The organism is Nostoc sp. NOS(2021) (genome assembly GCF_017115025.1).
Taxonomy (GTDB): Bacteria; Cyanobacteriota; Cyanobacteriia; order Cyanobacteriales; family Nostocaceae; genus Nostoc.
In genome coordinates, this window is the sequence record NZ_JABXKM010000055.1 from 1 (window position 1) to 22,482 (window position 22,482).

Annotated in this window: 22 protein-coding genes and 1 tRNA gene; 11 read left to right on the forward strand and 12 right to left on the reverse strand. The window is 44.0% G+C overall.

What is annotated here, in order from left to right; all coding sequences use genetic code 11:
• Positions 1-150: 150 nt before the first annotated feature.
• From HWQ41_RS06400 to HWQ41_RS06410, 3 genes are all read left to right on the forward strand, one after another.
• Positions 151-1,104, forward strand: a complete 954-nt coding sequence (locus tag HWQ41_RS06400; protein ID WP_292760788.1) for a heme o synthase — start codon at positions 151-153, stop codon at positions 1,102-1,104.
• A gap of 144 nt (positions 1,105-1,248) precedes the next feature.
• Positions 1,249-1,491 (forward strand): type II toxin-antitoxin system HicB family antitoxin, encoded by a 243-nt coding sequence (locus tag HWQ41_RS06405; RefSeq protein ID WP_292760790.1) that lies wholly within the window; start codon positions 1,249-1,251, stop codon positions 1,489-1,491.
• Positions 1,491-1,709 (forward strand): type II toxin-antitoxin system HicA family toxin, encoded by a 219-nt coding sequence (locus HWQ41_RS06410; RefSeq protein ID WP_292760791.1) that lies wholly within the window; start codon positions 1,491-1,493, stop codon positions 1,707-1,709. The genes HWQ41_RS06405 and HWQ41_RS06410 overlap by 1 nt, the downstream gene beginning before the upstream one ends.
• A gap of 17 nt (positions 1,710-1,726) precedes the next feature.
• On the opposite strand, the gene HWQ41_RS06415 is transcribed toward HWQ41_RS06410, so the two are convergent.
• The 3 genes from HWQ41_RS06415 to HWQ41_RS06425 form a co-directional block, all read right to left on the reverse strand.
• Positions 1,727-1,930 (reverse strand): type II toxin-antitoxin system HicB family antitoxin, encoded by a 204-nt coding sequence (locus HWQ41_RS06415; protein WP_292760793.1) that lies wholly within the window; start codon positions 1,928-1,930, stop codon positions 1,727-1,729.
• Positions 1,931-2,044: 114 nt separating this feature from the next.
• Complete coding sequence (locus HWQ41_RS06420) at positions 2,045-2,227, reverse strand: 2-oxoisovalerate dehydrogenase E1 subunit beta (protein WP_292760794.1); 183 nt, start codon at positions 2,225-2,227, stop codon at positions 2,045-2,047.
• A gap of 27 nt (positions 2,228-2,254) precedes the next feature.
• Entirely contained in the window at positions 2,255-2,668 is a 414-nt protein-coding gene (locus HWQ41_RS06425; RefSeq protein WP_292760795.1) for a GUN4 domain-containing protein, read from the reverse strand.
• Positions 2,669-2,790: 122 nt separating this feature from the next.
• Here HWQ41_RS06425 and HWQ41_RS06430 point away from each other — a divergent pair, with 122 nt between their 5' ends.
• The 3 genes from HWQ41_RS06430 (at position 2,791) to dhaL (ending at position 5,587) form a co-directional block, all read left to right on the forward strand.
• On the forward strand, positions 2,791-3,666 hold the full coding sequence (locus HWQ41_RS06430; protein ID WP_292760797.1) for an MBL fold metallo-hydrolase: 876 nt from the start codon (positions 2,791-2,793) through the stop codon (positions 3,664-3,666).
• A 193-nt stretch (positions 3,667-3,859) separates the two neighbouring features.
• Entirely contained in the window at positions 3,860-4,933 is a 1,074-nt protein-coding gene (gene dhaK, locus HWQ41_RS06435; protein ID WP_292760798.1) for a dihydroxyacetone kinase subunit DhaK, read from the forward strand.
• A 21-nt stretch (positions 4,934-4,954) separates the two neighbouring features.
• On the forward strand, positions 4,955-5,587 hold the full coding sequence (gene dhaL / locus HWQ41_RS06440; RefSeq protein ID WP_292760800.1) for a dihydroxyacetone kinase subunit DhaL: 633 nt from the start codon (positions 4,955-4,957) through the stop codon (positions 5,585-5,587).
• Between the two features lie 31 nt (positions 5,588-5,618).
• On the opposite strand, the gene HWQ41_RS06445 is transcribed toward dhaL, so the two are convergent.
• Entirely contained in the window at positions 5,619-7,922 is a 2,304-nt protein-coding gene (locus HWQ41_RS06445; protein ID WP_292760802.1) for an IMS domain-containing protein, read from the reverse strand.
• A gap of 1,075 nt (positions 7,923-8,997) precedes the next feature.
• Here HWQ41_RS06445 and pdhA point away from each other — a divergent pair.
• The 5 genes from pdhA (at position 8,998) to fba (ending at position 12,750) form a co-directional block, all read left to right on the forward strand.
• Positions 8,998-10,032 carry a pyruvate dehydrogenase (acetyl-transferring) E1 component subunit alpha gene (gene pdhA, locus HWQ41_RS06450; RefSeq protein WP_292760804.1) on the forward strand — a complete coding sequence of 345 codons (1,035 nt, stop codon included), beginning with the start codon at positions 8,998-9,000 and terminating at the stop codon, positions 10,030-10,032.
• 112 nt (positions 10,033-10,144) lie between these two features.
• The gene (locus HWQ41_RS06455; protein ID WP_292760819.1) at positions 10,145-11,014 is read left to right on the forward strand and encodes an aldose epimerase; all 870 of its coding nucleotides are present in this window, start codon (positions 10,145-10,147) and stop codon (positions 11,012-11,014) included.
• A gap of 61 nt (positions 11,015-11,075) precedes the next feature.
• Positions 11,076-11,147, forward strand: a tRNA-Lys gene (locus HWQ41_RS06460).
• 156 nt (positions 11,148-11,303) lie between these two features.
• Positions 11,304-11,453, forward strand: coding sequence for a hypothetical protein (locus tag HWQ41_RS06465; RefSeq protein ID WP_292760806.1), 150 nt, complete (start codon positions 11,304-11,306; stop codon positions 11,451-11,453).
• 217 nt (positions 11,454-11,670) lie between these two features.
• Complete coding sequence (gene fba / locus HWQ41_RS06470; RefSeq protein ID WP_194004712.1) at positions 11,671-12,750, forward strand: class II fructose-bisphosphate aldolase; 1,080 nt, start codon at positions 11,671-11,673, stop codon at positions 12,748-12,750.
• Between the two features lie 205 nt (positions 12,751-12,955).
• On the opposite strand, the gene HWQ41_RS06475 is transcribed toward fba, so the two are convergent.
• The 8 genes from HWQ41_RS06475 to HWQ41_RS06510 form a co-directional block, all read right to left on the reverse strand.
• Complete coding sequence (locus HWQ41_RS06475; protein WP_292760809.1) at positions 12,956-13,768, reverse strand: carbon-nitrogen hydrolase family protein; 813 nt, start codon at positions 13,766-13,768, stop codon at positions 12,956-12,958.
• Between the two features lie 656 nt (positions 13,769-14,424).
• Positions 14,425-14,748: a thioredoxin gene (trxA, locus tag HWQ41_RS06480; protein WP_069070846.1), complete on the reverse strand. Its 324-nt coding sequence runs from the start codon at positions 14,746-14,748 to the stop codon at positions 14,425-14,427.
• 194 nt (positions 14,749-14,942) lie between these two features.
• Positions 14,943-15,101, reverse strand: a complete 159-nt coding sequence (locus HWQ41_RS06485; RefSeq protein ID WP_292760811.1) for a hypothetical protein — start codon at positions 15,099-15,101, stop codon at positions 14,943-14,945.
• Positions 15,102-15,164: 63 nt separating this feature from the next.
• Positions 15,165-16,328, reverse strand: a complete 1,164-nt coding sequence (locus HWQ41_RS06490; RefSeq protein WP_292760813.1) for a GuaB3 family IMP dehydrogenase-related protein — start codon at positions 16,326-16,328, stop codon at positions 15,165-15,167.
• A 436-nt stretch (positions 16,329-16,764) separates the two neighbouring features.
• Positions 16,765-17,295, reverse strand: a complete 531-nt coding sequence (locus HWQ41_RS06495; RefSeq protein ID WP_292760820.1) for a YdcF family protein — start codon at positions 17,293-17,295, stop codon at positions 16,765-16,767.
• Positions 17,296-17,960: 665 nt separating this feature from the next.
• Entirely contained in the window at positions 17,961-19,214 is a 1,254-nt protein-coding gene (locus HWQ41_RS06500; protein WP_292760815.1) for an exonuclease SbcCD subunit D, read from the reverse strand.
• Positions 19,215-19,282: 68 nt separating this feature from the next.
• The gene (gene cysH, locus HWQ41_RS06505) at positions 19,283-20,008 is read right to left on the reverse strand and encodes a phosphoadenosine phosphosulfate reductase (protein ID WP_292760817.1); all 726 of its coding nucleotides are present in this window, start codon (positions 20,006-20,008) and stop codon (positions 19,283-19,285) included.
• Positions 20,009-20,633: 625 nt separating this feature from the next.
• Positions 20,634-22,223, reverse strand: coding sequence for a DHA2 family efflux MFS transporter permease subunit (locus HWQ41_RS06510; RefSeq protein ID WP_292760818.1), 1,590 nt, complete (start codon positions 22,221-22,223; stop codon positions 20,634-20,636).
• Positions 22,224-22,482 lie beyond the last annotated feature (259 nt).

The following is a 22,482-nucleotide window of genomic DNA, read 5'->3' on the forward strand; positions in this document are numbered from 1 at the left end:
GTCCCCACTCCCCACTCCCCAGTGAGAGGCGCAACGGCGAGTATTGCGACCCACGCAGGTGCAGAAAATCTGTGTTTTCGTTTGCCTGAAAGAGCCAGCTTGAGCGGGGGCTGCATATAAGTTGTTGAAAAATAAGGAACCAGAGCCAAAATGATTGAGACTAATGTCTCTCGCCACCACGAAACATTTTTACAAGTAGTTCAAAGTTACTACCAGCTAACGAAACCTCGGATTATTCCGTTGCTTTTGATTACTACGGCTGGGAGTATGTGGATTGCTGCTAAGGGAGAAGTAGACCCATTGCTGTTGCTAGTAACTCTCACTGGTGGCACCTTGGCGGCTGCAAGCGCCCAGACGATTAACTGTGTCTATGATCGGGATATTGATTATGACATGGAACGGACGCGCCATCGTCCGATACCTTCCGGTAAGGTGCAGCCGCGCGATGCTCTAATTTTTGCGATCGCACTGGCGACGATTTCCTTTACACTCTTGGCAGTATTTGCCAACCTGTTAGCCGCACTGCTAGCCTTCTCTGGCATTGTCTTTTACATTTTGGTCTACACCCACTGGCTAAAACGCCACACTACCCAGAATATCGTTGTTGGTGGGGCGGCTGGGGCAATTCCGGCGTTAGTGGGTTGGGCTGCTGTCACAGGCACTTTAAGCTGGTCAGCGTGGTTAATTTTTGCCATCGTCTTTTTGTGGACACCGCCCCATTTCTGGGCGCTAGCTCTGATGATTCGGGACGATTACGCAAAGGTGGGGATACCAATGCTACCTGTGATTGAAGGTGATACGGCAACCGTGAGGCAGATTTGGTATTATACCCTGCTTACCGTAGTTGCAACCGCGTTATTGGTTTATCCCTTGGGCGCAAGTGGAATTCTTTATGCTGCGATCGCCCTAATTCTGGGAGGATTATTTATCCACAAATCTTGGCGTTTGTTGCAAAATCCAGAAGATCGCACTGTCGCTAAAGAGTTGTTTCTCTATTCCATCTCCTACATGATGCTGTTGTGTCTGGGGATGGTAGTTGATAGTCTTCCTGTCACCCATAATCTAATTAGTGCAGCGATTAATCAGCTGCATTTTATCAGTTAGGGGATGGAAAATTTAGCGATCGCGTTTGGGAAAGGGGCGCGATCGCATTTTCAGAAATTAAGAATTATACATAATAATTAGAGTTTGGCGGATTTGCGATTAAAAGTAAAATTTTAGTCATAGGCAAATTGATCAAAAATCTAAATGTTGACAAATTACATTCGTACAGCATTGCACAAAGCAACCTACGAGTTGCTTGAGGATGGAACTTTTTATAGCGAAATTCCAGAATGTCAAGGAGTGTGGGCAAACGCTGCAACACTCGAAGCTTGCCGGGAGGATTTGCAAGATACTCTTGAAGGATGGATTATTTTAGGATTGCGTTTGGGTCATACTCTACCGATACTCGATGGTGTTGACTTGAATTTCACCAAAGAGGTCGCCTAATGCCACCCTTTGGATCGATTAATCGGCGGGATCTGATTCGTTACCTGAAAGATGTAGGTTTTGATGGGCCTTACCCAGGTGGTAAACATCAATACATGGTGAAAGGTGAATTAAAGCTGACAATTCCCAATCCACATCAGGGAGACATCAGCCCAAGCTTATTAAATAGAATATTACGTCAAGCTAATATAAGCAGAGATGAATGGGAGGCGTTATAAATTATATGCCCGATCGCTCATGAGACAATAATCTGTCGTGCGATCGCACCAGGAGCTAACTCAATTGATTCCGCCTGTAAATACAATTGAATTGCTTCTTTAATATTTTCCAAAGCTTCTTCTTCAGTTTCTCCTGCTGAAGTACAGCCAGGTAACTCTGGATACCATACAGCCCAATCGCCTGTTTCTGGGTCTGATTCAAGAATCACACGCCATTTCATAGCTAATCCTCTGATATGTAATTATTGTAAATTGGGAACAGCGATGTCTACGACGGGCTACGCCTACGCATCTCTAAAACTTAAAATCCAAAACTTAAAATTTTTAATGCCTTATTATTTAATTAAGATTCTTCGGGGACGATTTTCTTCGTTAGGAAAATGGCAGTGAACTGCATCACGAATCATTTCCTGTAGTGTTTCTATATCGTCAGCCTGAGTAAAAATTGACTCCGTTAGAGCTACTGCTGTATAACCACCATCTGGATCATCTTCAACAATAAATACAATTTCAGTCATAGCGAATCTTTCCATAAATACTAGATTTTAAAGCCCACACTCTTCACATCGTAGTAAAATCAAACTCACTACTAATGTCATCCCAGTAATGCTAAAACATGGTAAATGGCCTTTTGGAGCTTTTATAGAGAAGATAAGGTTATCAAACCATACAGTAGGAATTTCTTCAAATGAATCTATAAAAAACAATAATTTCTGCCTTCCCATTTTAGAACGCAACCATCCTACTTCAGAGGCAAAACTAGACCAAGCTTCCGAATCTGGCTCCTTGTTTCCTCCCATATTTTGCCAAATTTGTTTTTGGACATTGAAACCAAAGTGTCCGTTGCTATATTTATTCCAAAGGTAGTTAATATCATGGTATTGGAACAGTAAAGCATATTTGGGAATCAGCAGATGGTGTCTATTAAGTTTTCCCATTTTCTGCCGACTGGGTTTCATGAGCCATTATATTTTTGAGCAAATTACTTCTAGTGGCTTCTCCAGTCTCAACTTACTTTTGCTAGCGTAGTGATATAGAGTTTATCGCTCTCCAGTAAGCGCCTGGAAGCAAAAGGATTAATATGGCACATTTAAATCAGCGTCGCTCCCAAAATGTCAACGGCGATTTTTATGTAGATACTACCTGTATTGATTGTGATACCTGTCGCTGGATGACTCCTGAAGTGTTTTCTCGTGTAGATGAACAGTCGGTGGTTTATCATCAACCAACGAATGAGGCCCAAAGATTAGCAGCGCTGGAAGCACTTTTAGCTTGTCCTACTAGTTCTATTGGCACAGTTGAGAAACCCAAAGATATCAAAGTTGCTCAACAACAGTTTCCAATATTAGTAGCGGAAAATATTTACCACTGCGGCTATCATTCTGAAAAATCTTACGGTGCTGCTAGCTATTTAATTCAACTTCCAGAAGGTAATATTTTGGTGGATTCTCCTCGGTTTACGCCGCCTTTAGTCAAGCGTTTAGAAGAACTGGGGCCAATTCGTTATATGTACCTAACTCATAAAGATGATGTGGCAGATCATCAAAAGTTTGCCGAGCATTTTCAGTGCGATCGCATCCTCCACGTTGATGATATTACTGCGGATACTCGCAATGTGGAAATACAGCTAACTGGTTCTGAACCATTTACTTTGACTCCAGATTTATTAATTATCCCAGTTCCCGGTCACACCAAAGGACAAACAGTCCTACTTTATAAAAATAAGTTTCTCTTCACTGGCGACCATCTCGCTTGGTCAGAAAGCTTGCACCAACTGGCTGCATTCCACGGCGCCTGCTGGTATTCTTGGTCAGAACAGACTAAATCAATGCGGAACTTGGCTAATTACTCTTTTGAGTGGGTGCTACCAGGTCATGGGCGAAGGTTTCATGCTGATAAAGAAACCATGCGCCAGCAGATGCACAAGTGTATTGAGTTGATGGAATCTTTGAATTGACATTAAATAACTGACTTTTCACTTCATCTAGAAAAACCTAACCCCCTAACCCCCTTCCCGCGCCGGGAAGGGGGAAAATTCAAAGTCTCTCTCCTAAAAGGAGAGAGATTTAGAGAGAGGTCAGACTTTATTGCATACAAACGAGCGATCGCTATAAGCTGGGTTTTACCACCCTTTTAACCAAACACGGATTATGAAAAAGCTGATCAACAAGCCGGAAGACTTTGTGCGGGAAAGTCTAGAAGGTATGGCGGCGGCTCATTCCGATTTAATTAAACTGAACTATGATCCCGCTTTTGTCTATCGATCTGATGCACCTATAGAGGGTAAAGTAGCAATTATTTCTGGTGGTGGCAGTGGACATGAACCAATGCACGCTGGCTTCGTGGGCAGAGGAATGCTGGATGCCGCTTGTCCTGGTGAAGTTTTCACTTCACCTACTCCTGACCAAATGCTAGAAGCAGCCAAGCAAGTAGATGGAGGCTCTGGTATCCTTTATATCGTCAAAAATTACAGTGGCGATGTCATGAACTTTGAGATGGCAACGGAGTTAGCCCGTGGTGAGGGCATTCGAGTCCTAAATATTTTGATTGATGACGATGTGGCTGTGAAGGATAGCCTCTATACCCAAGGACGCCGGGGTGTGGGAACAACAATACTGGCGGAAAAAATTTGTGGCGCAGCCGCAGAGATGGGGTATGATTTGCCACAAATAGCAAATTTATGTCGCCGAGTAAATGTGAATGGGCGGAGTATGGGAATTGCTCTAACATCTTGTACAGTGCCAGCTAATGGAACGCCGACATTTGAATTGAGCGATCGCGAAATCGAATTAGGTATCGGTATTCACGGTGAGCCAGGAACAGAACGCACAGCCATAAAATCAGTAGATGAGATCACCGAAATTTTGACGCGATCGCTCATTGAGGATACAGCATACAGCCGCACACTACGCGAGTGGGATGAAGACAAAGGAGAATGGGTAGATGTAGAACTAACAAATCTCCCATTTGCAAAAGGCGATCGCCTATTAGCTTTTGTCAATAGCATGGGTGGAACTCCAGTTTCCGAACTGTATATTGTTTACCGCAAACTCGCCCAAATCTGTGAACAGCAAGGATTGCAAATTGTGCGAAACTTGATCGGCCCTTACATCACATCTCTAGAAATGCAAGGTTGCTCCATTACCCTGCTGAAATTAGATGATGAGATGATCCGGCTATGGGATGCACCAGTAAAAACGTCGAGTTGGCGCTGGGGAATTTAACTAATTACGAATTATTTTGATATGGTGAGTCAGGCACAGATATTACAATGGTTGCGGGCATTTGCAACCGAAATAGAGCAGAACAAAGCATATTTGACAGAATTAGATGCTGCGATCGGAGATGCTGACCACGGGATCAATATGGATCGGGGCTTCAAAAAGGCGATCGCTCAGTTACCAACTGTTGCAGACAAGGACATCGCCAACATTCTCAAAACCGTGAGTATGACCTTGATTTCTTCTATTGGCGGTGCTAGTGGCCCTCTTTATGGCACCTGGTTTTTGCGAGCAAGTACAGCAGTAGTTGGTAAGCAAGAATTAACAGAACAAGATGTTTTAGGAATACTCCAAGCAGGCTTAGACGGCGTACTGCAACGTGGCAAAGCGCAACTAGGAGACAAAACAATGGTGGATGTGCTATCTCCGGCTGTAGCCGCTTTTAGGCAAGCTGTAGGAGAAAGCAAGGGAACGCTGGAAGCTCTGCAACAAGCTGTAGCAGCAGCCCAAATAGGGTTGCAGGAAACTATACCCATGCAAGCGAAAAAGGGACGGGCTAGCTACCTGAGAGAACGGAGTATCGGACATCAAGATCCAGGAGGGACTTCTGCTTATTTGATGTTGAAGAGTTTGTTAGGGGTGTTGGAAAGTTATTAGCCCGTCGTAGACATTGCCTAAAAATTCAAACTTATCTGATTTGATTCACAACAGATATACTCTGGATACGCCATTTACCTCGTTGTCGAATTAAATCATACCGAACTCGCAAATTATCGTTAGAAGAGTTTTTAAACTGACCATTTTCATATAACTGTGACCCTTCCTTAACCGTAGCTTCCACTGCGGCACGATCTGCAAATAAATCAATTTTCTCTACAGATTCCACCTTCAGGCTATGGTCATACTTGCGGTAGAGATTGTCTAACCGATACTGTTGAGCAGTCTGCCGCGATTGAGACAAAGCTGAACCAGTTAAAATCTCCTCTAAATTAGTAATCTGATGATTCGGCCCTAAAGCTGCGGCTTTGGTAGATAGCCAAGTCCGAATGAGTTCCTCTGCCGTTGCATCTGTTAAAGGCCCATCTGATGATTGTAGTTTACTGTTTGGATCAGGAATAGATATTGGTGGTTGATTTATCTGTATAAACAATTGTGAATCGGGCGCAGATCGTGTACGGAAAAACAAATTTTTTAACCATCCAAAAGTTGTTGTGACTAACACCCAGAAAACTAATATACTCACCAAAGAAATAAACACTCTCCATACTAGCCGTGTTTTCCCTTCTATGGTGTTAGCAAAAGTTCGCCGCCGCCGGGGACGACGAGCATGAGGACGATTATCTGGTACACGCTCTCGGCTAGCAGGTGGAGTAGGTTTTCTCCGCCGACGCTTTTGGTTATGACCGGGTGCAGCAGTCTTAGCTGAACCGTTCAAATGGTGATTAGTGCCTCTGCTCATCCGTTCGGCAGTAGGAACCTCTGATTTTACACTCCCAGATGAATTCCACATGGGTGGTGAGAAGTTTGAATATTCGGGTGTTTCTTTTGTTGGTGTTTCTGGTAAATCTAGGTCAGGTGTTCTGCTGTAATTAAATTGCCCTGAATTCCTAGTTGAATTCTTGGGGAAAGGGGGATTATTTGTCTGCGGCTGGGGAAAATACTGGGGGTTAATTACAGCCCATTCATTAGTTGTTTCTGCATCCGTTGGCAGTGCTTCTAAATAAGCTTGCACTTGTTGATTAGCAAAGTAATCTTTTAGGAAAGCTTGCTGGTTTGCTAAATCTCGAAAATGTGGAAATACTTCGTGTTGTAACCACTGTTCTGCATATAGACACAGCCCCGGTAACAAATCTGGAGAGTCTTGAGATTTTTCCCGAATAAAAGCTAAAGCTTCGTACTCCTGACTAAGTTCTAAAACACGAGTTGCTTCTTGGGTTTGTCCCAAGAGTAATGCACATAGCGACTGTTCTAAATGTACATCTTGGCGCTTGCCCAGACGTATGAGCATTTGTCTTGCTTGACGAATTAAAGCTGGTTGCCGTTGAGCAAATCCCCGTGCTATCAACGCATAAACGGCTAAGTAAGTGGCAACAGCAGAAGGACGTTTGCTTTGGGCTTCAAATAACTTGTGTTGCTCTGCGACTGTTAGGTGGTTGCGTAACTGCTGGATAAATCGTAGAAAGTCATCTATATTTAAACCAGATTCATCATTGCTCGTGCCATCAATCCCACCACGATCTTCTAAGAGGTTTTGCAATAATTCCAAGCCTTGGCGTCGTTCGGCAGTCTTTTCTTGAGGTAGTGCCAGCAACTCCAAAATTCGATATGGTCGCAATTTGTAAAGATCCGCCTGAATTTCCGCCTGTACACTGGAGAACAACCCTTCGCGTACTAGCAGTTCTTGACCAGTTTCTAGGGATATGGCGGCATTTTCATAGTGACCTTGCTGCCACTGTTCCCGACCTAATTCTAGACAAGCAAAGGCAACAGTGAGAACAACATCTGGATGTTCAGCACTTTCGTATATTTCTTCGTCTGCTAAATTATTGCCTTTTCTTGCACTTGTAGCACTATTTTTATTTACCAGGTACGGACGACCTAGTTTCAGTACAAGTTCGTATTCCCCCAACTCTTGCAAAATTAATAAAGCGCCAACTAATTCGTCTTGGGTAATTTCGATGCCCAGACTCTGGGTGTCAATACCCCTTTTGGTACTTTCTGTACGATTTTCCAGTGCTACTGCGGCAGCAGCAAGGTTATCAGGGTCATAGGCGTGGGCAAGATAAAGCTGATCGTAGGTACTGCGTTGTTTTGGATCTGATAAAACCACGTAAGCTTCTTCTATGAGTTGTTTACGAGAAGAAATTGCAGCCTGAGAATACTCACGTCGTGGCAATTGTACAATGCGATCGCTGTATGCCTGTCGCAATTGTTCATCACTTGCCGCTAACGGTAGTCCTAAAATTCGGTAGTAATCTAGCGGAATTCGCACAGCCTACTTCCCCTGCACCGTGATCAACATAATTCACCTAGAGCTTTCCAGGCCTGTAAAACCGTGCCATAAGAATGCCGTGTAGAATTTACTCTATAAGTGTATATTGCAACAACTTGTTTTGTACCTTTCCGAAATTTTGAGTCACATTCTAGTACTAATTTTTTGCTTTCGCCCAGAAAGATTTACTTTTTTGTCTTAATTCTTAGTATTTTTGTTTAACACGACTATTATCAGCCTTCGATACCACAAACCATAACTACCGCTTTTAGTGACGGTATAAATATTGTGGTTGCAAGAATCTATTGATGATTGATTTTTTCGGGACTTTCCCAGTAGGCGCTCACTAAAATACCATTATTGGGGGTGTGACCCTGATAACAGGAGAAAAAATCATATCATAATTAACCTTTAATTACAATTACGTCTTTGGGTATAGATATTTGGATATAGAGATTTTTGCGTCCTTTTTTTTAAATTGTTAATGGATATGCAGAAAGCAGTCTATCTTGATTGCTAATCTATGAAGCAATCGCTTGGGTTAAGATCCCCCCGCCTGCGGCGACCCCCTTAAAAAGCAATACGGTTCACTTAAGGCTTAACTCTTTATCAAAGTCAATTTTTTTAACAAACCGCCTTCTGGTGCGTCGGGTGACGCCAACGCGCAGCGTCTCGCAGAGAAGGAAGAGAAGGAAAAAATGCTTAACTGAACTGTATTGCTTAAAAAAGGGGGTAAAAGAGATATTAGCCCCCTTTTTTAAGGGGGGTTGGGGGGATCTCCGAACACTAAATATCACTAACCCAAGCGTATTGGTCTATGAAAGGGAATGGTGAGAGAAAAAAACCCAAAACGGTAGATGTTGCCGTTAGAGTTAAATCCTCACGGGGCATGGGCTGAAAAGTTAAAAATCAAAAATTAAAAGTTCAGCTATTCCCTAAGACCCTTTTTTGGTGCATAAATAAAGTTTGATTGTTGAGTCTTACAAACGCTAGCCTGTTAAAAGCTGAGGTGTTATCAGATCAAGTTTATTTAAGACCGTAACTTTAAGTTGTACAACAGGGATACTCAAAAATAATGGTTCAAGAGCGTACTTTACCCACATTTAATCCTGCTACTACGCACATTACTAAGGAAGAAGCGTTACGGTTGTATGAGGATATGGTATTAGGGCGCTTGTTTGAAGACAAGTGCGCTGAAATGTACTACAGGGGTAAAATGTTTGGTTTTGTCCATTTGTACAACGGTCAAGAAGCCGTTTGCAGTGGTGTTGTGCAGTCAATGCGACCGGGTGAAGATTTCGTTTGTAGTACCTACCGCGACCACGTTCATGCTCTGAGTGCGGGTGTACCAGCAAAAGAGGTAATGGCAGAATTATTTGGCAAAGCCACAGGTTGCAGCAAAGGGCGCGGTGGTTCTATGCACATGTTTTCTGCCGAACATCGCTTGCTGGGTGGCTATGCTTTTGTGGCTGAGGGAATTCCTGTGGCAGCTGGAGCAGCTTTTCAAAGCAAATACCGCCGCGAAGTGCTAGGAGATCAAAATGCTGACCAAGTGACAGCTTGCTTTTTTGGCGACGGTGCAGCTAACAACGGTCAGTTTTTCGAGACGCTAAATATGGCAGCCCTATGGAAACTGCCAATTCTGTTTGTGGTCGAAAATAATAAGTGGGCCATTGGGATGTCTCACGAGCGAGCCACTTCCCAGCCAGAGATTTATAAAAAAGCCAGTGTATTTAACATGGTGGGCGTGGAAGTAGATGGCATGGATGTACTAGCAGTAAGAGCCGTGGCCCAAGAAGCTGTAGCCCGTGCCCGTGCAGGTGAAGGCCCAACATTAATTGAGGCACTTACCTACCGCTTCCGGGGTCACTCCTTGGCTGACCCAGATGAAATGCGAAGCAAAGCTGAGAAAGAATTTTGGTTCGCCCGTGACCCAATTAAGAAGTTGGCAGCTTATTTGCTGGTGCAAAACCTGGCGGATGAGGAAGAACTCAAAGCCATTGACCGTAAAATTCAGGGTGTAATCGACGAGGCAGTTCAATTCGCCGAAAGCAGCCCCGAACCAGACCCCAGCGAGTTATATCGCTTCGTTTTTGCAGAAGACGAATAAATTCTGGGGCATGGGGCATCGGGCATCGGGACAAGGGAGACAAGGAGAATGCCCAATGCCCAATGCCCAATGCCCAATGCCCAATACCCAATGCCCAATTAGGACTAAATTTGTGTTTACCATTGCAGTTCAACAGCAACAATACAAAACCTACATCCTTTCAGATGAAACCGCTGGTTCTCAACTGGAAGTTGTCCCAGAACGTGGTGGTATCATCACTCGCTGGCGTATACAGGGGCAAGAAATTTTCTACTTAGATACTGAGCGTTTTGCTAACCCTGATTTGAGCGTCAGGGGTGGGAATCCTATTTTGTTTCCGATCTGCGGCAATATACCGGATAATACTTATACTCACAATGGGCAGCAGTATACTCTCAAACAACACGGCTTTGCCCGTGATCTCCCGTGGGAAGTAACTGACCAAGTAACTCAAGATAAAGTTAGCCTCACCCTCGTCCTCAACAGCAACGAGCAAACACGGGCTGTTTATCCTTTTGACTTTCAAGTGCTGTTCACTTACGAACTCCAAGGTAATACCTTAGAAATTCGGCAGCAGTATAAAAATCTTTCATCCAGATCACTGCCCTTTTCTACGGGTTTCCATCCTTATTTTCTGACGGTTGATAAAGCTGGGTTAGAGTTTGAAATTCCTTCCCAAAAGTATCAAGACCAGATAACCAAGGAAATTCACCCCTTCAATGGTAATTTTGACTTTAGCCGCGATGAAATTGACGTTGCCTTTAAGCAGCTAACCAGTCAATCGGCATCTGTGACAGACAACAGCCGCAAGTTAAAACTGACTCTGGATTATAGCAATAAATATCCGATTTTGGTGTTTTGGACGCTCAAAGGCAAAGATTTCTACTGTCTAGAACCGTGGAGCGCTCCTCGTAACTCCCTGAACACTGGTGAAAACCTGACTGTGTTAGAACCAGGAAGCAGCTACACGGCATCTGTGCGGTTAACGGCAGATTTTTTCTAAACCGCTTTACAAATCTACAGATGTTTATGCTATGATGGCAAAGTTGCGAAATGCAGCGAAAGGGTCGCTAACTCAACGGTAGAGTACTCGGCTTTTAACCGATTAGTTCCGGGTTCGAATCCCGGGCGACCCATATAAAAGTTTATAGAATGGCATCAGAGGCCGATCGCTCCATTTTTTAATTGCTGTAAGTGCGATCGCCCCTTGATAGTAAAATTTGAATAATTCTGTAGTTTAGGCATAATCTAATCCCAAATGCAAAAGTTAGGGGAAAACACCCTTACAGCATTTGTCAGAAGTTAGTACCTTTGGGTTGAAGCGATCGCTTGTGGATAAAATTTTGAGAGCCAAGGCGCGATCGCTTTATAATCAAGTAAGCGATCGCTTTGAGATCACCATTTGGGATACTGGGCTACCAGAGCTAGTAGTTGTAGGGTAGCTAAATGTACAGCAATACACAGCAAGTATGGGGCATAGTACAGCAGTAGAGAGCAAGTATAGGGCATATTTATAGTAACTATGGCGTAAACTTTTTCAACATAGACACACGACACTAGTTATAATTTCCTATAAGTTGAAAAAACTCTTAAGATTTAGCGTGATTATTACGCTTCTCTCACACCAACTAGCTGACAACCACATTAGGAGGACTATCTATGGCGCTTGTACCACTGCGGCTGCTGTTGGATCACGCAGCTGAAAACGGTTACGGCATCCCAGCTTTCAACGTTAACAATTTGGAGCAGATTCAGGCGATCCTGAAGGCTGCTGTCGAGACAGATAGCCCCGTAATTTTGCAAGCTTCTCGTGGCGCTCGTGCTTATGCAGGAGAAAACTTCTTGCGCCACCTAATTTTGGCAGCGGTAGAAACCTATCCTCAGATTCCCATTGTCATGCACCAAGATCATGGGAATGCACCTGCTACCTGCTACTCAGCAATTAAGAACAACTTCACCAGCGTGATGATGGATGGTTCTTTAGAAGCTGATGCTAAGACCCCCGCTAGCTTCGAGTACAACGTCAATGTTACCCGCGAAGTTGTAAATGTAGCTCATGCTCTGGGTGTCAGCGTTGAAGGTGAACTCGGTTGTTTGGGTTCTCTAGAAACTGGTGCTGGTGAAGCTGAAGATGGTCACGGGTTTGAGGGTACACTCGACCACTCCCAACTCTTAACTGACCCCGATGAAGCTGTTGACTTCGTAGAAGCAACCCAAGTAGATGCTTTGGCAGTTGCCATTGGCACAAGCCACGGTGCTTACAAGTTTACCCGCAAGCCGACTGGGGAAATTTTGGCAATCAGCCGTATCGAAGAAATTCACCGCCGTTTGCCCAACACCCACTTGGTAATGCACGGTTCCTCTTCTGTACCGGAAGATTTGCTTGCACTGATTAACCAGTATGGTGGTGCAATTCCTGAAACCTACGGTGTACCTGTAGAAGAAATCCAAAAAGGCATCAAGAGCGGTGTACGTAAGGTAAATATTGACACCGATAATCGGTTGGCTATTACGGCTGCTGTACGTGAAGCTTTGGCTAAAAAACCAGAGGAGTTTGACCCTCGTCACTTCCTCAAGCCTTCTATTACATATATGCAGAAGGTTTGTGCTGAACGCTATCAGCAATTTGGCACAGCTGGCAATGCAAGCAAGATCAAACAAATTTCTTTGGAAGATTTTGCTGCTAAGTATGCTAAAGGTGAACTCAACGTTGTTACTAAAGCAGCGGCTAAAGTTTAATTTTGACAACAAATAAATAGGGGCACAGTGCTATGCTCCTAAAAGACTGAGGATTCTTGTATTGGCATAAACCGGGCGGTTACCCGGTTTTTTGTTTTATTCATCAGGACTGGGTATAGGGCATAGGGCATGGGGCATGGGTCAATATATCAATAGTTCTTCCCTTGCTCCCCCTGCTCTCCCTCATCCCCCTGCTCCCCTGCGTCTAAAATACCCGATGTTGTAAAGATGGCATTTGACGGCGGACTTGTTCGAGCCTAGTGGGGTTGATTTCAGCGATCGCAATTCCTGGCTTCTCCCCAGCATCGGCTAAAATTACACCCCAAGGGTCGATAATAACGGCGTGGCCGTGGGTTAGACGGCGGGCGTAGTTATTCCCTGTTTGGGCAGGAGCAATGACGTAGGCGGTATTTTCGATGGCTCTGGCTTGTAGTAGTACTTGCCAGTGGTCTTTGCCTGTAAAGGCGGTAAAGGCGGCGGGAATAAAGATCACATCGGCTCCCTTCTCTGCCAGATGACGGTACAGTTCAGGGAAGCGGACATCATAACAAATAGAAAGCCCTAAATTACCAAGTTTTTCTGAGAAATGGACGGGCGGTAGTTGCGTACCAGCTACAACCGTGCTGGATTCACGATAGGTATTGCCGTCGGGGACATCAACATCAAATAGGTGTACTTTGTAGTAGCGGGCAAGTTCTTGACCGTTTGGGTCGATGAGTAGAGTGGTGTTATAAACTTTGCCTGTATTGTCTACCGGAAGTGGAAAGCTGCCGCCCAAGATCGTAATTTGAAAGCGTTGAGCCATTTTTTTCAGAAAATTTTCACTTTCACGAGCGATCGCATCGCCTTGGGCGAGTTTGTCTTTTTCTTCTCCCATATAGGAAAAGTTTTCTGGCAAACCTACCAATTGGGCACCTTGACGCACGGCAAGCTCTATTAATTCTTCTGCCTGTGCCAAATTTTTCTGTAAATCGGGCACACTGGTCAATTGAATAGCGGCGGCTAAATAAGACTTCATAGATTCAACAACGAATAGTTGATTTATGGAAGATAGATTATCAAAATATATCGCTAGTTAAACATCTGTGGAACTTAATTAGAAATGCGTCAGCGTTGCTTTTCTTTAACAGACTTGTTTTATTGCTGATCTTAATCTCCCTTCAGGTTCTAGCAAACTGACCAAGATTGGGATTAGGTTGTGATCAAACCCTGATAAAAGCTGTCTGCTGTGGATATTTCTGTATTACAGAGCAACTAAATTTATTTTGAATTTTGACTTTTGAATTCGGAGCGTACCCCTTCTCTTAAGCAAGCTACGCGCAGCGGCTCGTAGAGAAGCGACGTGACTCAGCTTTTGGGTTTTCTGTTGGCGATGCTATAGCGGTTCTCAGTTGCATGGAATACAGACCACTCGTAGGGGCACAGCATTGCTGTGCCCCTACCATGTGTTGAATCCAAACGAGAATTGGTATAGCGGTGGAAATTGGTAGTACAGGAATTAGGGAGTTGTTTTTGAGGTAGAAAACTCCTAAAAATATTCGGAATCGGAAACTGTATACAAATGTAAACAAGTTGAGAGACGATAAATTTGCGCCTCTCAAACTTGTTTATAAAAATTAACCTAAAGTTAGAACAACATGGATAACTCAAGAGGATTTTATTGCCGATTGAGTTTCAAAGATACTTTTCGAGAGTGGAAGCTAATGTAGTTTTAGGCACTGCGCCGACCACCATATCCACTTTTTGTCCACCCTTAAAAATCATTAATGTGGGAATGCTGCGGATGCCGTACTGACTAGCAACATTAGGATTTTCATCTGTATTGACTTTTACAACCTTTATTTGACCTTTGTACTGTTCGGAGATTTCATCGACAACAGGAGCTACCATACGGCATGGTCCGCACCAGGGTGCCCAAAAGTCAACTAAAACGGGTACATCGCTGTCGAGTACTTCTTGCTTGAAACTAGAATCGGTAACTTGTGCGGCTGTTGACATGCCTAAAACCTTCGCCAATAATATCTGAGCTTGGTGAAAATTCTACCATAGCAAAAACCTCAGCTTGGGAGTAGAGGATGTACATTTGCAAAGAAGCTCTCTTATTTTATTTACAAACATAAGGAACCGCCCGAACAGTAGTCCGGGCGGAGTGTGGTGTGAGGAGTGAACGGAAACATGCGTCTCCGCTATCTCTATTGTAGGCGACATATCGGATTTTTCCAGCAATTGTTTAGGGGCATGGAAAAATTTATTCCAGAATTGGGTAGTGGGCATTGGGCATTGGGCATTGGGTAGTGGGCATTGGGTAGTGGGCATTGGGCATTGGGCATTGGGCATTGGGTAGTGGGCATAGAGCATGGGTTATTCTCCTTGTCTCCCTTGTCTCCCTTGTCTCCATGCTCTATGCCCCAATTCTATTTACCCATACCTAATTGTTGAGCTTTTTGGTAAACTTTACCCTCGGTTAATAAGGAAGGCGCAATTACAACTTCCACTTGTTGCATTTCTTTAATATTTTTCGCTCCCAAAGTGCCCATACTCGTCTTTAAGGCTCCTAAAAGATTGTGAGTGCCATCATCTAGTCCTGCTGGGCCAATGAGTATTTGCTCTAGGCTACCAGTGGTGGCAACGCGAATGCGGGTGCCACGAGGTAAGACTGGGCTGGGAGTCGCCATACCCCAATGATAACCTCGTCCTGGGGCTTCGGCGGCTCTGGCAAAGGGGGAGCCAATCATCACACCATCGGCACCGCAGGCGATGCATTTACAAATGTCGCCACCGGTGATTAAACCACCATCAGCAATAATGGGGATATAGTTACCAGTTTCCTTGTAGTAATCATCTCGTGCCGCAGCACAATCTGCGATCGCAGTCGCTTGTGGCACACCCACACCCAACACCCCACGAGAAGTACAAGCGGCACCAGGCCCAATTCCTACCAGTACCCCAGCCGCCCCAGCTTTCAATAAATTCAAAGTCACTTCGTAAGTCACGCAATTCCCCAATACCACGGGGATGGGCATGGAACGGCAAAATTCTGCTAAATCAAGAGGTACTAAAGACTCTGGTGATAGATGTGCAGTAGAAACTACCGTAGCCTGGATAAAAAATAAATCTGCCCCAGCTTTGGCCACCGCCTCACCATATTTACTTGCACCGGCTGGAGTTGCACTCACCGCCGCAATGCCACCTTGTTGTTTAATTTGCTGAATACGTAGTTCAATTAATTCTGGCTTTATTGGTTCGGCATAGAGTTCTTGCATCAGGGCAACAAATTCATCTTTACCCACAGAGGCAATCCGATCTAATATTGGCTCTGGGTCAGCATAGCGAGTTTGAATCCCCTCTAAATTGAGGACACCTAATGCTCCTAACTGTGACAAACGTACAGCCATGCGAACATCTACTACGCCATCCATCGCACTGGCAATTATCGGGATTTCTCGCTCAATATTGCCAATACGCCACTTAGTCTCTGCCAAACTAGGGTCTAGTGTTCTGTTACCGGGGACTAGAGCAATTTCATCTATTCCGTAAGCTCTGCGAGCTATTTTTCCCCGCCCAAGTTGAATTTCCACGCTTTAATTTTTCTCAAATCTGTTTAAGCTAGGGTATCAAATTGTGGAGGGAATTGGGACGTTTTTTCCCCGAACTACACAGATAAATTCGAGTTACCCAAGCCGCCGCTCGAAACTTTGGTGGACGTAAAGTATTCACCAAGCAACAAAATGAGCAAAAATTGTTAATTGGTTTTTATATTGTGTTGTTTGAGGGTTGATGTTGCACTAGTTTTTCGATAATTGTAGTTTCATGTGTCTGTTATTACTTACTTAATATCAGGATTATTGGCATTAGTTCTCTTAATTTGCCTGTATTGACTTAGGTCAAGATCATGCAAATTCCCATAAATCATACCAACTTGGAATAGTTTGTCTTGTTTCAAATCGATAAACCTTCTGAATCTGAAGATTTCAATTCCAAAATCTAAAATCCAAAATCCAAAATTGGTTTGATTTACCGTTTATTTTTAGCTGCATCCACACCAGTGTAACCAGTTGCTAACCAAAGTATCGCTCTAGCTCCATCCCGGATAGATTTTTCGATAGATTCAGGGGGTTTTTCTGAAGGAACTGGCACTGGTTTTAAATAAATACCCCGACTACCCAAAATGATTTCGCCGATTACACAAGCCCGGCGCATATGGAAGTCTGAAGTAATCAAATAAATGCTCTTGATACCGCGAGCTTGCAAATCATCCACCAACGTAGTAAAATTAGTAACTGTATCTACGGCTTCATAGTCCAAGTGTAAACGTTTGGGATCAACACCAGCTTTGGTAAACACTCGTTGGGTGAATCTAGGTGGACTACCCCCAGTAATCCAAATTGGTATATTTGGATGCTCGCGAACAAATTTTGCTGTAAACTTCTCTCGCTCTAAATGTCTCGTTGAACCACCTAACACTACAACTGCTTGCGGCTGTACAAATTGGTTTTGTACTTCTTTGTATCCCCACCACATGATTAGCGGTAGGACAAAAGCCATTAAACGAAAAAATTTACCTGTAAAGAGTAGCTTATTCAAGGCTCGATAACTTTATTTACTGAATTCAAAATTTCCTCTGACTAGAAGAAAAACACAATTGATAGTAGAGTAGCAAACTCCTCAAGAATCTGCCCAAATATAGCGATGTCTGACGACAAGCCGCTCCGCGTCTACGCTCGTTTGTATGCAATACACCCTGACCTCACTTCCAAACATCTCTCCTAAAAGGCTACGGTGTACACACAAGTCGAAAAAAGCTCGATTTATCATTGTTCTCTCGTTCCCATGCTCTGCGTGGGAATGGCTGATTAGGGGCTGCTGCCTCCAGTCAGACATTGAGTCGGAGACTCAATGAATGCATTCCCAGTCTCCGACTGGGAACGAGAAAAACCTCATCAAGCTAGGTTTTTAGGACTTGTGTGTACACCGTAGCCTAAAAGGAGAGAGGCTTTGAATTTTACTCCCCAACGCTAGTAGGGAAGGGGTTGGGGGTTAGGTCTGTATTGGACTCAACTCAAAAGTGCTATACAAATTTGGGTGATTGTCATGTTACAGCGCGATTAAGCGTGCTTGAAGTTTTTCCTCTAATTGATGAATTATCCTAACCTGTATCGGACAATCCATCAAAGGGTTATAGGAGCTTGTCGGCGAATAATTGGCATATCCTACTCACTAGTTGCTGCTTCCAGCCAAACTTCCACATCATCTGTTAGCAACTTCTGTGCTGCATCCAGCATTGATGCTGCGATGTCTTTGAGGTCTTCACGATTGTTCAAGTAAGTTTTCAATGCTTCCATTGGGTCGATGCTGCTACTTGCACTCAATTCAGGAATCCGGGGTCGAGCTAATTGACTGACTAATTCTGCTTGAATGGTGTAGGTATGAGCGGGACTTAAAGCAGTATGTAGAGAGGAACTGTCAATTAAATCCATCTGTTCGGAGCGGAGTTTGTAAATTAGCCGCACTACAGCATCTTGAATATCATACTTAGCGATCGCTTTCATTAAAACCGCCTGCGGATCATCTGCTTTCGAGATATCCACTTCAATAGTGCGGAAAGTCCGAACTGTTAAGGGACAAAATTCCCATTCAGCGCTCCCCCGCTCTAGTTCTAGCATCACATAGCCTTTGTCTTCTTTTTCTTCGCTAAAATCTACCCGCTCAATGCTTCCGGGATAAATCACAGGCGGGTTGTTGGATTTATTCAGATTTTGGTGGCGGTGGACGTGTCCCAACGCTACATAATCAAAACAAGGTCGTGTCAGCAAAGATAGGGGTAGAGTAAAGCCTTTACCTACTGCCAAAAAGCGTTCTGCGCCCAAGGTAGCATTGTCAGCCATCAAGTGAGCCAAAAGGACAGTAGGCACATCGGGGTCAAGACGGCGAATTTCCCCTTCTATAACAACTCGTAGGCGTTCCGTTAATAGTTGGTTGACTTCCGCCAAAGACAAACCTTCAGTCTCTTGGCGAGTCATCAGGGTGGAACGGGTCAGCCAAGGCAGGGTGATTACTTGCACTTTACCATTGCGGGTTTCGATGCAGTGAGTAGTTAATGTATCACCAACAACAAATCCCGGTACTCCCAAAGTGCGGTAAATATTTAAACTCGCTCCTCCTTGTCCTTGAGAATGTTGGTCGTGGTTGCCCACCAACAGCACTGTGGGAATATTGGCATCCATCAGACGGCGAAACTGGCTAGCAAAAGCTTGTTGTACATAAGGCGGTGGTGTAGCATCCGGGAAAGCATCGCCACCAAATATCACCATATCAACAACATCTGTCAGCGCTCGGTCAATACATTTAGACAAGGTATTGACAAAATCCTCCAACCGTGTATTTAATCCAGTTGCGGGATTAATTCGTCCGTGGGAAAAGCCGCTTCCCATGTGGATGTCGGAGAGGTGGAGGATTTTGATCATATTTGTCCTTTGTTCTTAGTCATTTGTCCTTTGTCTAATACTAATGACAAATGACAAATGACCAATGACTAAATATGAATTCCACATTCTGTTTTATCACTTCCCCGCCAGCGTCCGGCGCGTTCGTCCTCGCCTTCGCCAACTTTGGTGGTGATGGGTTCGTCGCCTATGCTGGGATAACCTTTGTCGTGTAGAGGGTTGTAGATGACTCCGTGTTCAGCCACGTAAACCCAGCTGTCTTTGCGTGTCCAGGTAGCTATGGGATTTACTTTCAGCCGACCTTTACCGTCTAATTCAAATATGGGCATATTCCCACGGGTTACTGCTTGGTCACGGCGGCGTCCAGTTATCCAAGCGACGCTGTTGAGTTCGTCTAGACCCCGTAGCAGTGGTTCAATTTTTGTAATGTGGTGGAATTGGGCAATATCTTTGTCCCAGAGTTTTTCGCCGTACTTGGCTTCAAAGGCTTCGCGGGTATCTAGTTCTGGAGTTTTGTAAGTTTGCAAATCCAGGTTGTAGATTTGTTTGGCTTTAGCTACTAATTCTAGGCTTTCAGGGAAGTGGTGCAAGGTGTCGAGAAAGATCACAGGAACGGGATGCTTCAGTTCACTGTAAAGAATATGGGTAATTATCATGTCATCCACGTTAAAGGCGCTGGTTTGTACCAGTCCTGTTGGGATATTTTCTATAGACCATGCCAGTATTTCTTTGGGAGTGGCAGTTTCAAATTGCTCATTTAATTTCTCTAAGTCAAAAGCGATCGTTTGGTTTCTAGATGCCGTGGAGACTGTCATGATAATCTTCTATTCAAATATTTTTACCTTGATTAATATTTATTTTATCCCATAAAGGCGCGTATTCCGCTCGGAGATAAGGTAATTATTCTGTTCGGGAATTACTACATTTTGGGTATGGGGCATTGGGCATCGGGCATCGAGAATGGGGAGCAGGGGGAAATCACCAATACTCGGTAAAAATAATTACATAAGGAGAAAACTCCGTATTTACTAAGAAACTTTACGGTAATTTAAGTTTTACAGTACTTTTATAGATATTTATACTGATTTTGATATGGTTAAGAAACAATTAATAAAAAGGATTTTACTTACATGAACAATTCAAAATCCCGTAATCCATTAGGCGAATCTATAATTATGGGCGCTTTAATGATGTTGACTAGCGTTAGCATTATTACAATTATGAACTTTTTCTAAGATAAAGATTTCTAATTTTAGCAATAAGACTTCATCTAGTCCTGCTCAAAACTGAGCGGGACTTTTACTTTTCTGATCCAGATAAATCAGTGTATATTGACTTTCTTCTGTGACTTTCGGCAGAGAATAATTTTCAAGCCGTGTTTTTACGTAGTTTTGCAATCAGATAATTTCAAATTGGGATGCGATCGCTATTTACTTTACCCTAGTGACCAACTGGCGCTTTTGCTCCTGCACCGCCTTTACCCAGGAATAGTAACAAAGGTAATGAGCAAAGGAACCCTACCCCTACGACTTGAAAGCAATCTGCGTAAGATAAAACAGCAGCTTGGGTATCTACTATTTGACTAATTAAAGCTAGTGCTTGTTGTTGCGCTGTTGCCGCATCTATGCCTTGGCTTTGGAGTGCCCCATTGAGCAAGTCGAGGCGCTGATTGGTTTCTACATCATAAGGACTAAGTTTTGCTAAGAGGATAGCTCGATGAAAAGTCTGTCGTCGATCAAGCAGAGTGGTGAGTAGGGCAATGCCGATGCTACCACCCAGTTGTCGGGTGAGGTTGTAGAAACCAGAGCCGGCAGAAACATCTTGTTTGGGTAGCGGGCCTAAAACTGCCAGACTCAACGGGAGAAACATCAACACAGTAAAACCCCCACGCCATACCAATGGCCAAAATAAATCATCTGTGCCTGTTTGTGGGGTAATTGCTGCTAGTTGAAACATGACTCCAGATGATCCGACAGCACCGATTGCAATTAAAAATCGGGCATCAATTTTACTAGACAGTTTGCCTAATAAAATCATCACGATCGCAGACGCTAAAGCCCCAGGCGCTAACAATAGTCCTGTCTGCGTTGCCGTAAAGTGCAGCACACTCTGAGCAAATATCGGCACAGCAAAGAGTGTACCATAAAGCCCCATACCCACCACTGCTGAGAGAACACTTCCCGCAGCTAAAGAACGGTGACGCAAAACTCTTAAATCCACAGCCGGGTGATCTGTTTTCAGTTCTCGCCAAATAAACAACCCCAAGCCGATAATACTAGCGATCGCCAACGTGGTGATGAAACTGGAGGAAAACCAGTCGTCTGTCTCTCCTTCCTCTAACAAAGTTTGCATACAGCCAACAGCAATCACCAAAAACCCAATCCCGAACCAATCGACGGCTTGGCTTTGTGTCTCTCTCTTATCTTTATCTTTGGGCAAAAATGCCAAGGACATCGCCACTGCAATGATCCCGAAGGGAATATTAACAAAGAAAATCCAGCGCCAGCCCAAACCATCTACCAAGAATCCCCCTAAAGTTGGGCCGATGGCTGGGCCAGAAATTACACCTACCCCAAAAACTGCCTGGGCCAAACCTTGTTCAGCAGGTGGAAAAGTCTCGAACAAAATCGCTTGTGCTTTAGCTAGCAACCCGCCACCACATAAACCTTGAATAATTCGAGAAATAATCAGCATCGGTAGATTAAATGCCAACCCGCATAAAATCGAGGCAATGGTAAAGCCTATCAACGAGAAGATAAAGTAGGTTTTGCGCCCAAAGTAATCTCCCAGCCATGCAGATAAGGGAATTAAGACGACATTTGCAATTCCATATCCAGTCACCACCCAACCTACTTCACTGACAGTTGCACCCAGGCTGGCTTGGATATCAGTCAGGGCAACGTTAACAATACTAGTATCAATTACTTCTAAGATTGCACCAAGGGAAGCCGTAAAAGCGATCGCCCACTTCAATGGCCCCTGCACATAACCAAATTGATCAAAGGTGGAAGTTTTAATGTTGGTAGCCATTGTTAGCACAAGTAATATTTGGGAGATGTCAAAGCGATACCTGAGTTAGGCTACGCCTACGCCAAAGCTAAAATTAAATCTGGTATGTATACGCTACGGTAGCGTATCATATAGAAATGGTCAAGAGGGTCTTGAATAAAAAGTGGCAAAAATACCTATGCTAAAGATGGATGGTCACTCCTGCTGTTTTCGTGAATAGACTTCTTGCATAAATCAAAAAAAGAACCCCACCCCGCCTTTGACTTACGTCAAAGTCTCC

Coding starts and splice junctions, on each gene's coding strand:
- HWQ41_RS06400 (WP_292760788.1), top strand. CDS start 151: ATGATTGAGACTAATGTCTCTCGCCACCACGAAACATTTTTACAAGTA.
- HWQ41_RS06405 (WP_292760790.1), top strand. CDS start 1,249: ATGTTGACAAATTACATTCGTACAGCATTGCACAAAGCAACCTACGAG.
- HWQ41_RS06410 (WP_292760791.1), top strand. CDS start 1,491: ATGCCACCCTTTGGATCGATTAATCGGCGGGATCTGATTCGTTACCTG.
- HWQ41_RS06415 (WP_292760793.1), bottom strand. CDS start 1,930: ATGAAATGGCGTGTGATTCTTGAATCAGACCCAGAAACAGGCGATTGG.
- HWQ41_RS06420 (WP_292760794.1), bottom strand. CDS start 2,227: ATGACTGAAATTGTATTTATTGTTGAAGATGATCCAGATGGTGGTTAT.
- HWQ41_RS06425 (WP_292760795.1), bottom strand. CDS start 2,668: ATGAAACCCAGTCGGCAGAAAATGGGAAAACTTAATAGACACCATCTG.
- HWQ41_RS06430 (WP_292760797.1), top strand. CDS start 2,791: ATGGCACATTTAAATCAGCGTCGCTCCCAAAATGTCAACGGCGATTTT.
- dhaK (WP_292760798.1), top strand. CDS start 3,860: ATGAAAAAGCTGATCAACAAGCCGGAAGACTTTGTGCGGGAAAGTCTA.
- dhaL (WP_292760800.1), top strand. CDS start 4,955: ATGGTGAGTCAGGCACAGATATTACAATGGTTGCGGGCATTTGCAACC.
- pdhA (WP_292760804.1), top strand. CDS start 8,998: ATGGTTCAAGAGCGTACTTTACCCACATTTAATCCTGCTACTACGCAC.
- fba (WP_194004712.1), top strand. CDS start 11,671: ATGGCGCTTGTACCACTGCGGCTGCTGTTGGATCACGCAGCTGAAAAC.
- HWQ41_RS06475 (WP_292760809.1), bottom strand. CDS start 13,768: ATGAAGTCTTATTTAGCCGCCGCTATTCAATTGACCAGTGTGCCCGAT.
- trxA (WP_069070846.1), bottom strand. CDS start 14,748: ATGTCAACAGCCGCACAAGTTACCGATTCTAGTTTCAAGCAAGAAGTA.
- HWQ41_RS06485 (WP_292760811.1), bottom strand. CDS start 15,101: ATGCCCACTACCCAATGCCCAATGCCCAATGCCCAATGCCCACTACCC.
- HWQ41_RS06495 (WP_292760820.1), bottom strand. CDS start 17,295: ATGGCTTTTGTCCTACCGCTAATCATGTGGTGGGGATACAAAGAAGTA.
- HWQ41_RS06500 (WP_292760815.1), bottom strand. CDS start 19,214: ATGATCAAAATCCTCCACCTCTCCGACATCCACATGGGAAGCGGCTTT.
- cysH (WP_292760817.1), bottom strand. CDS start 20,008: ATGACAGTCTCCACGGCATCTAGAAACCAAACGATCGCTTTTGACTTA.
- HWQ41_RS06510 (WP_292760818.1), bottom strand. CDS start 22,223: ATGGCTACCAACATTAAAACTTCCACCTTTGATCAATTTGGTTATGTG.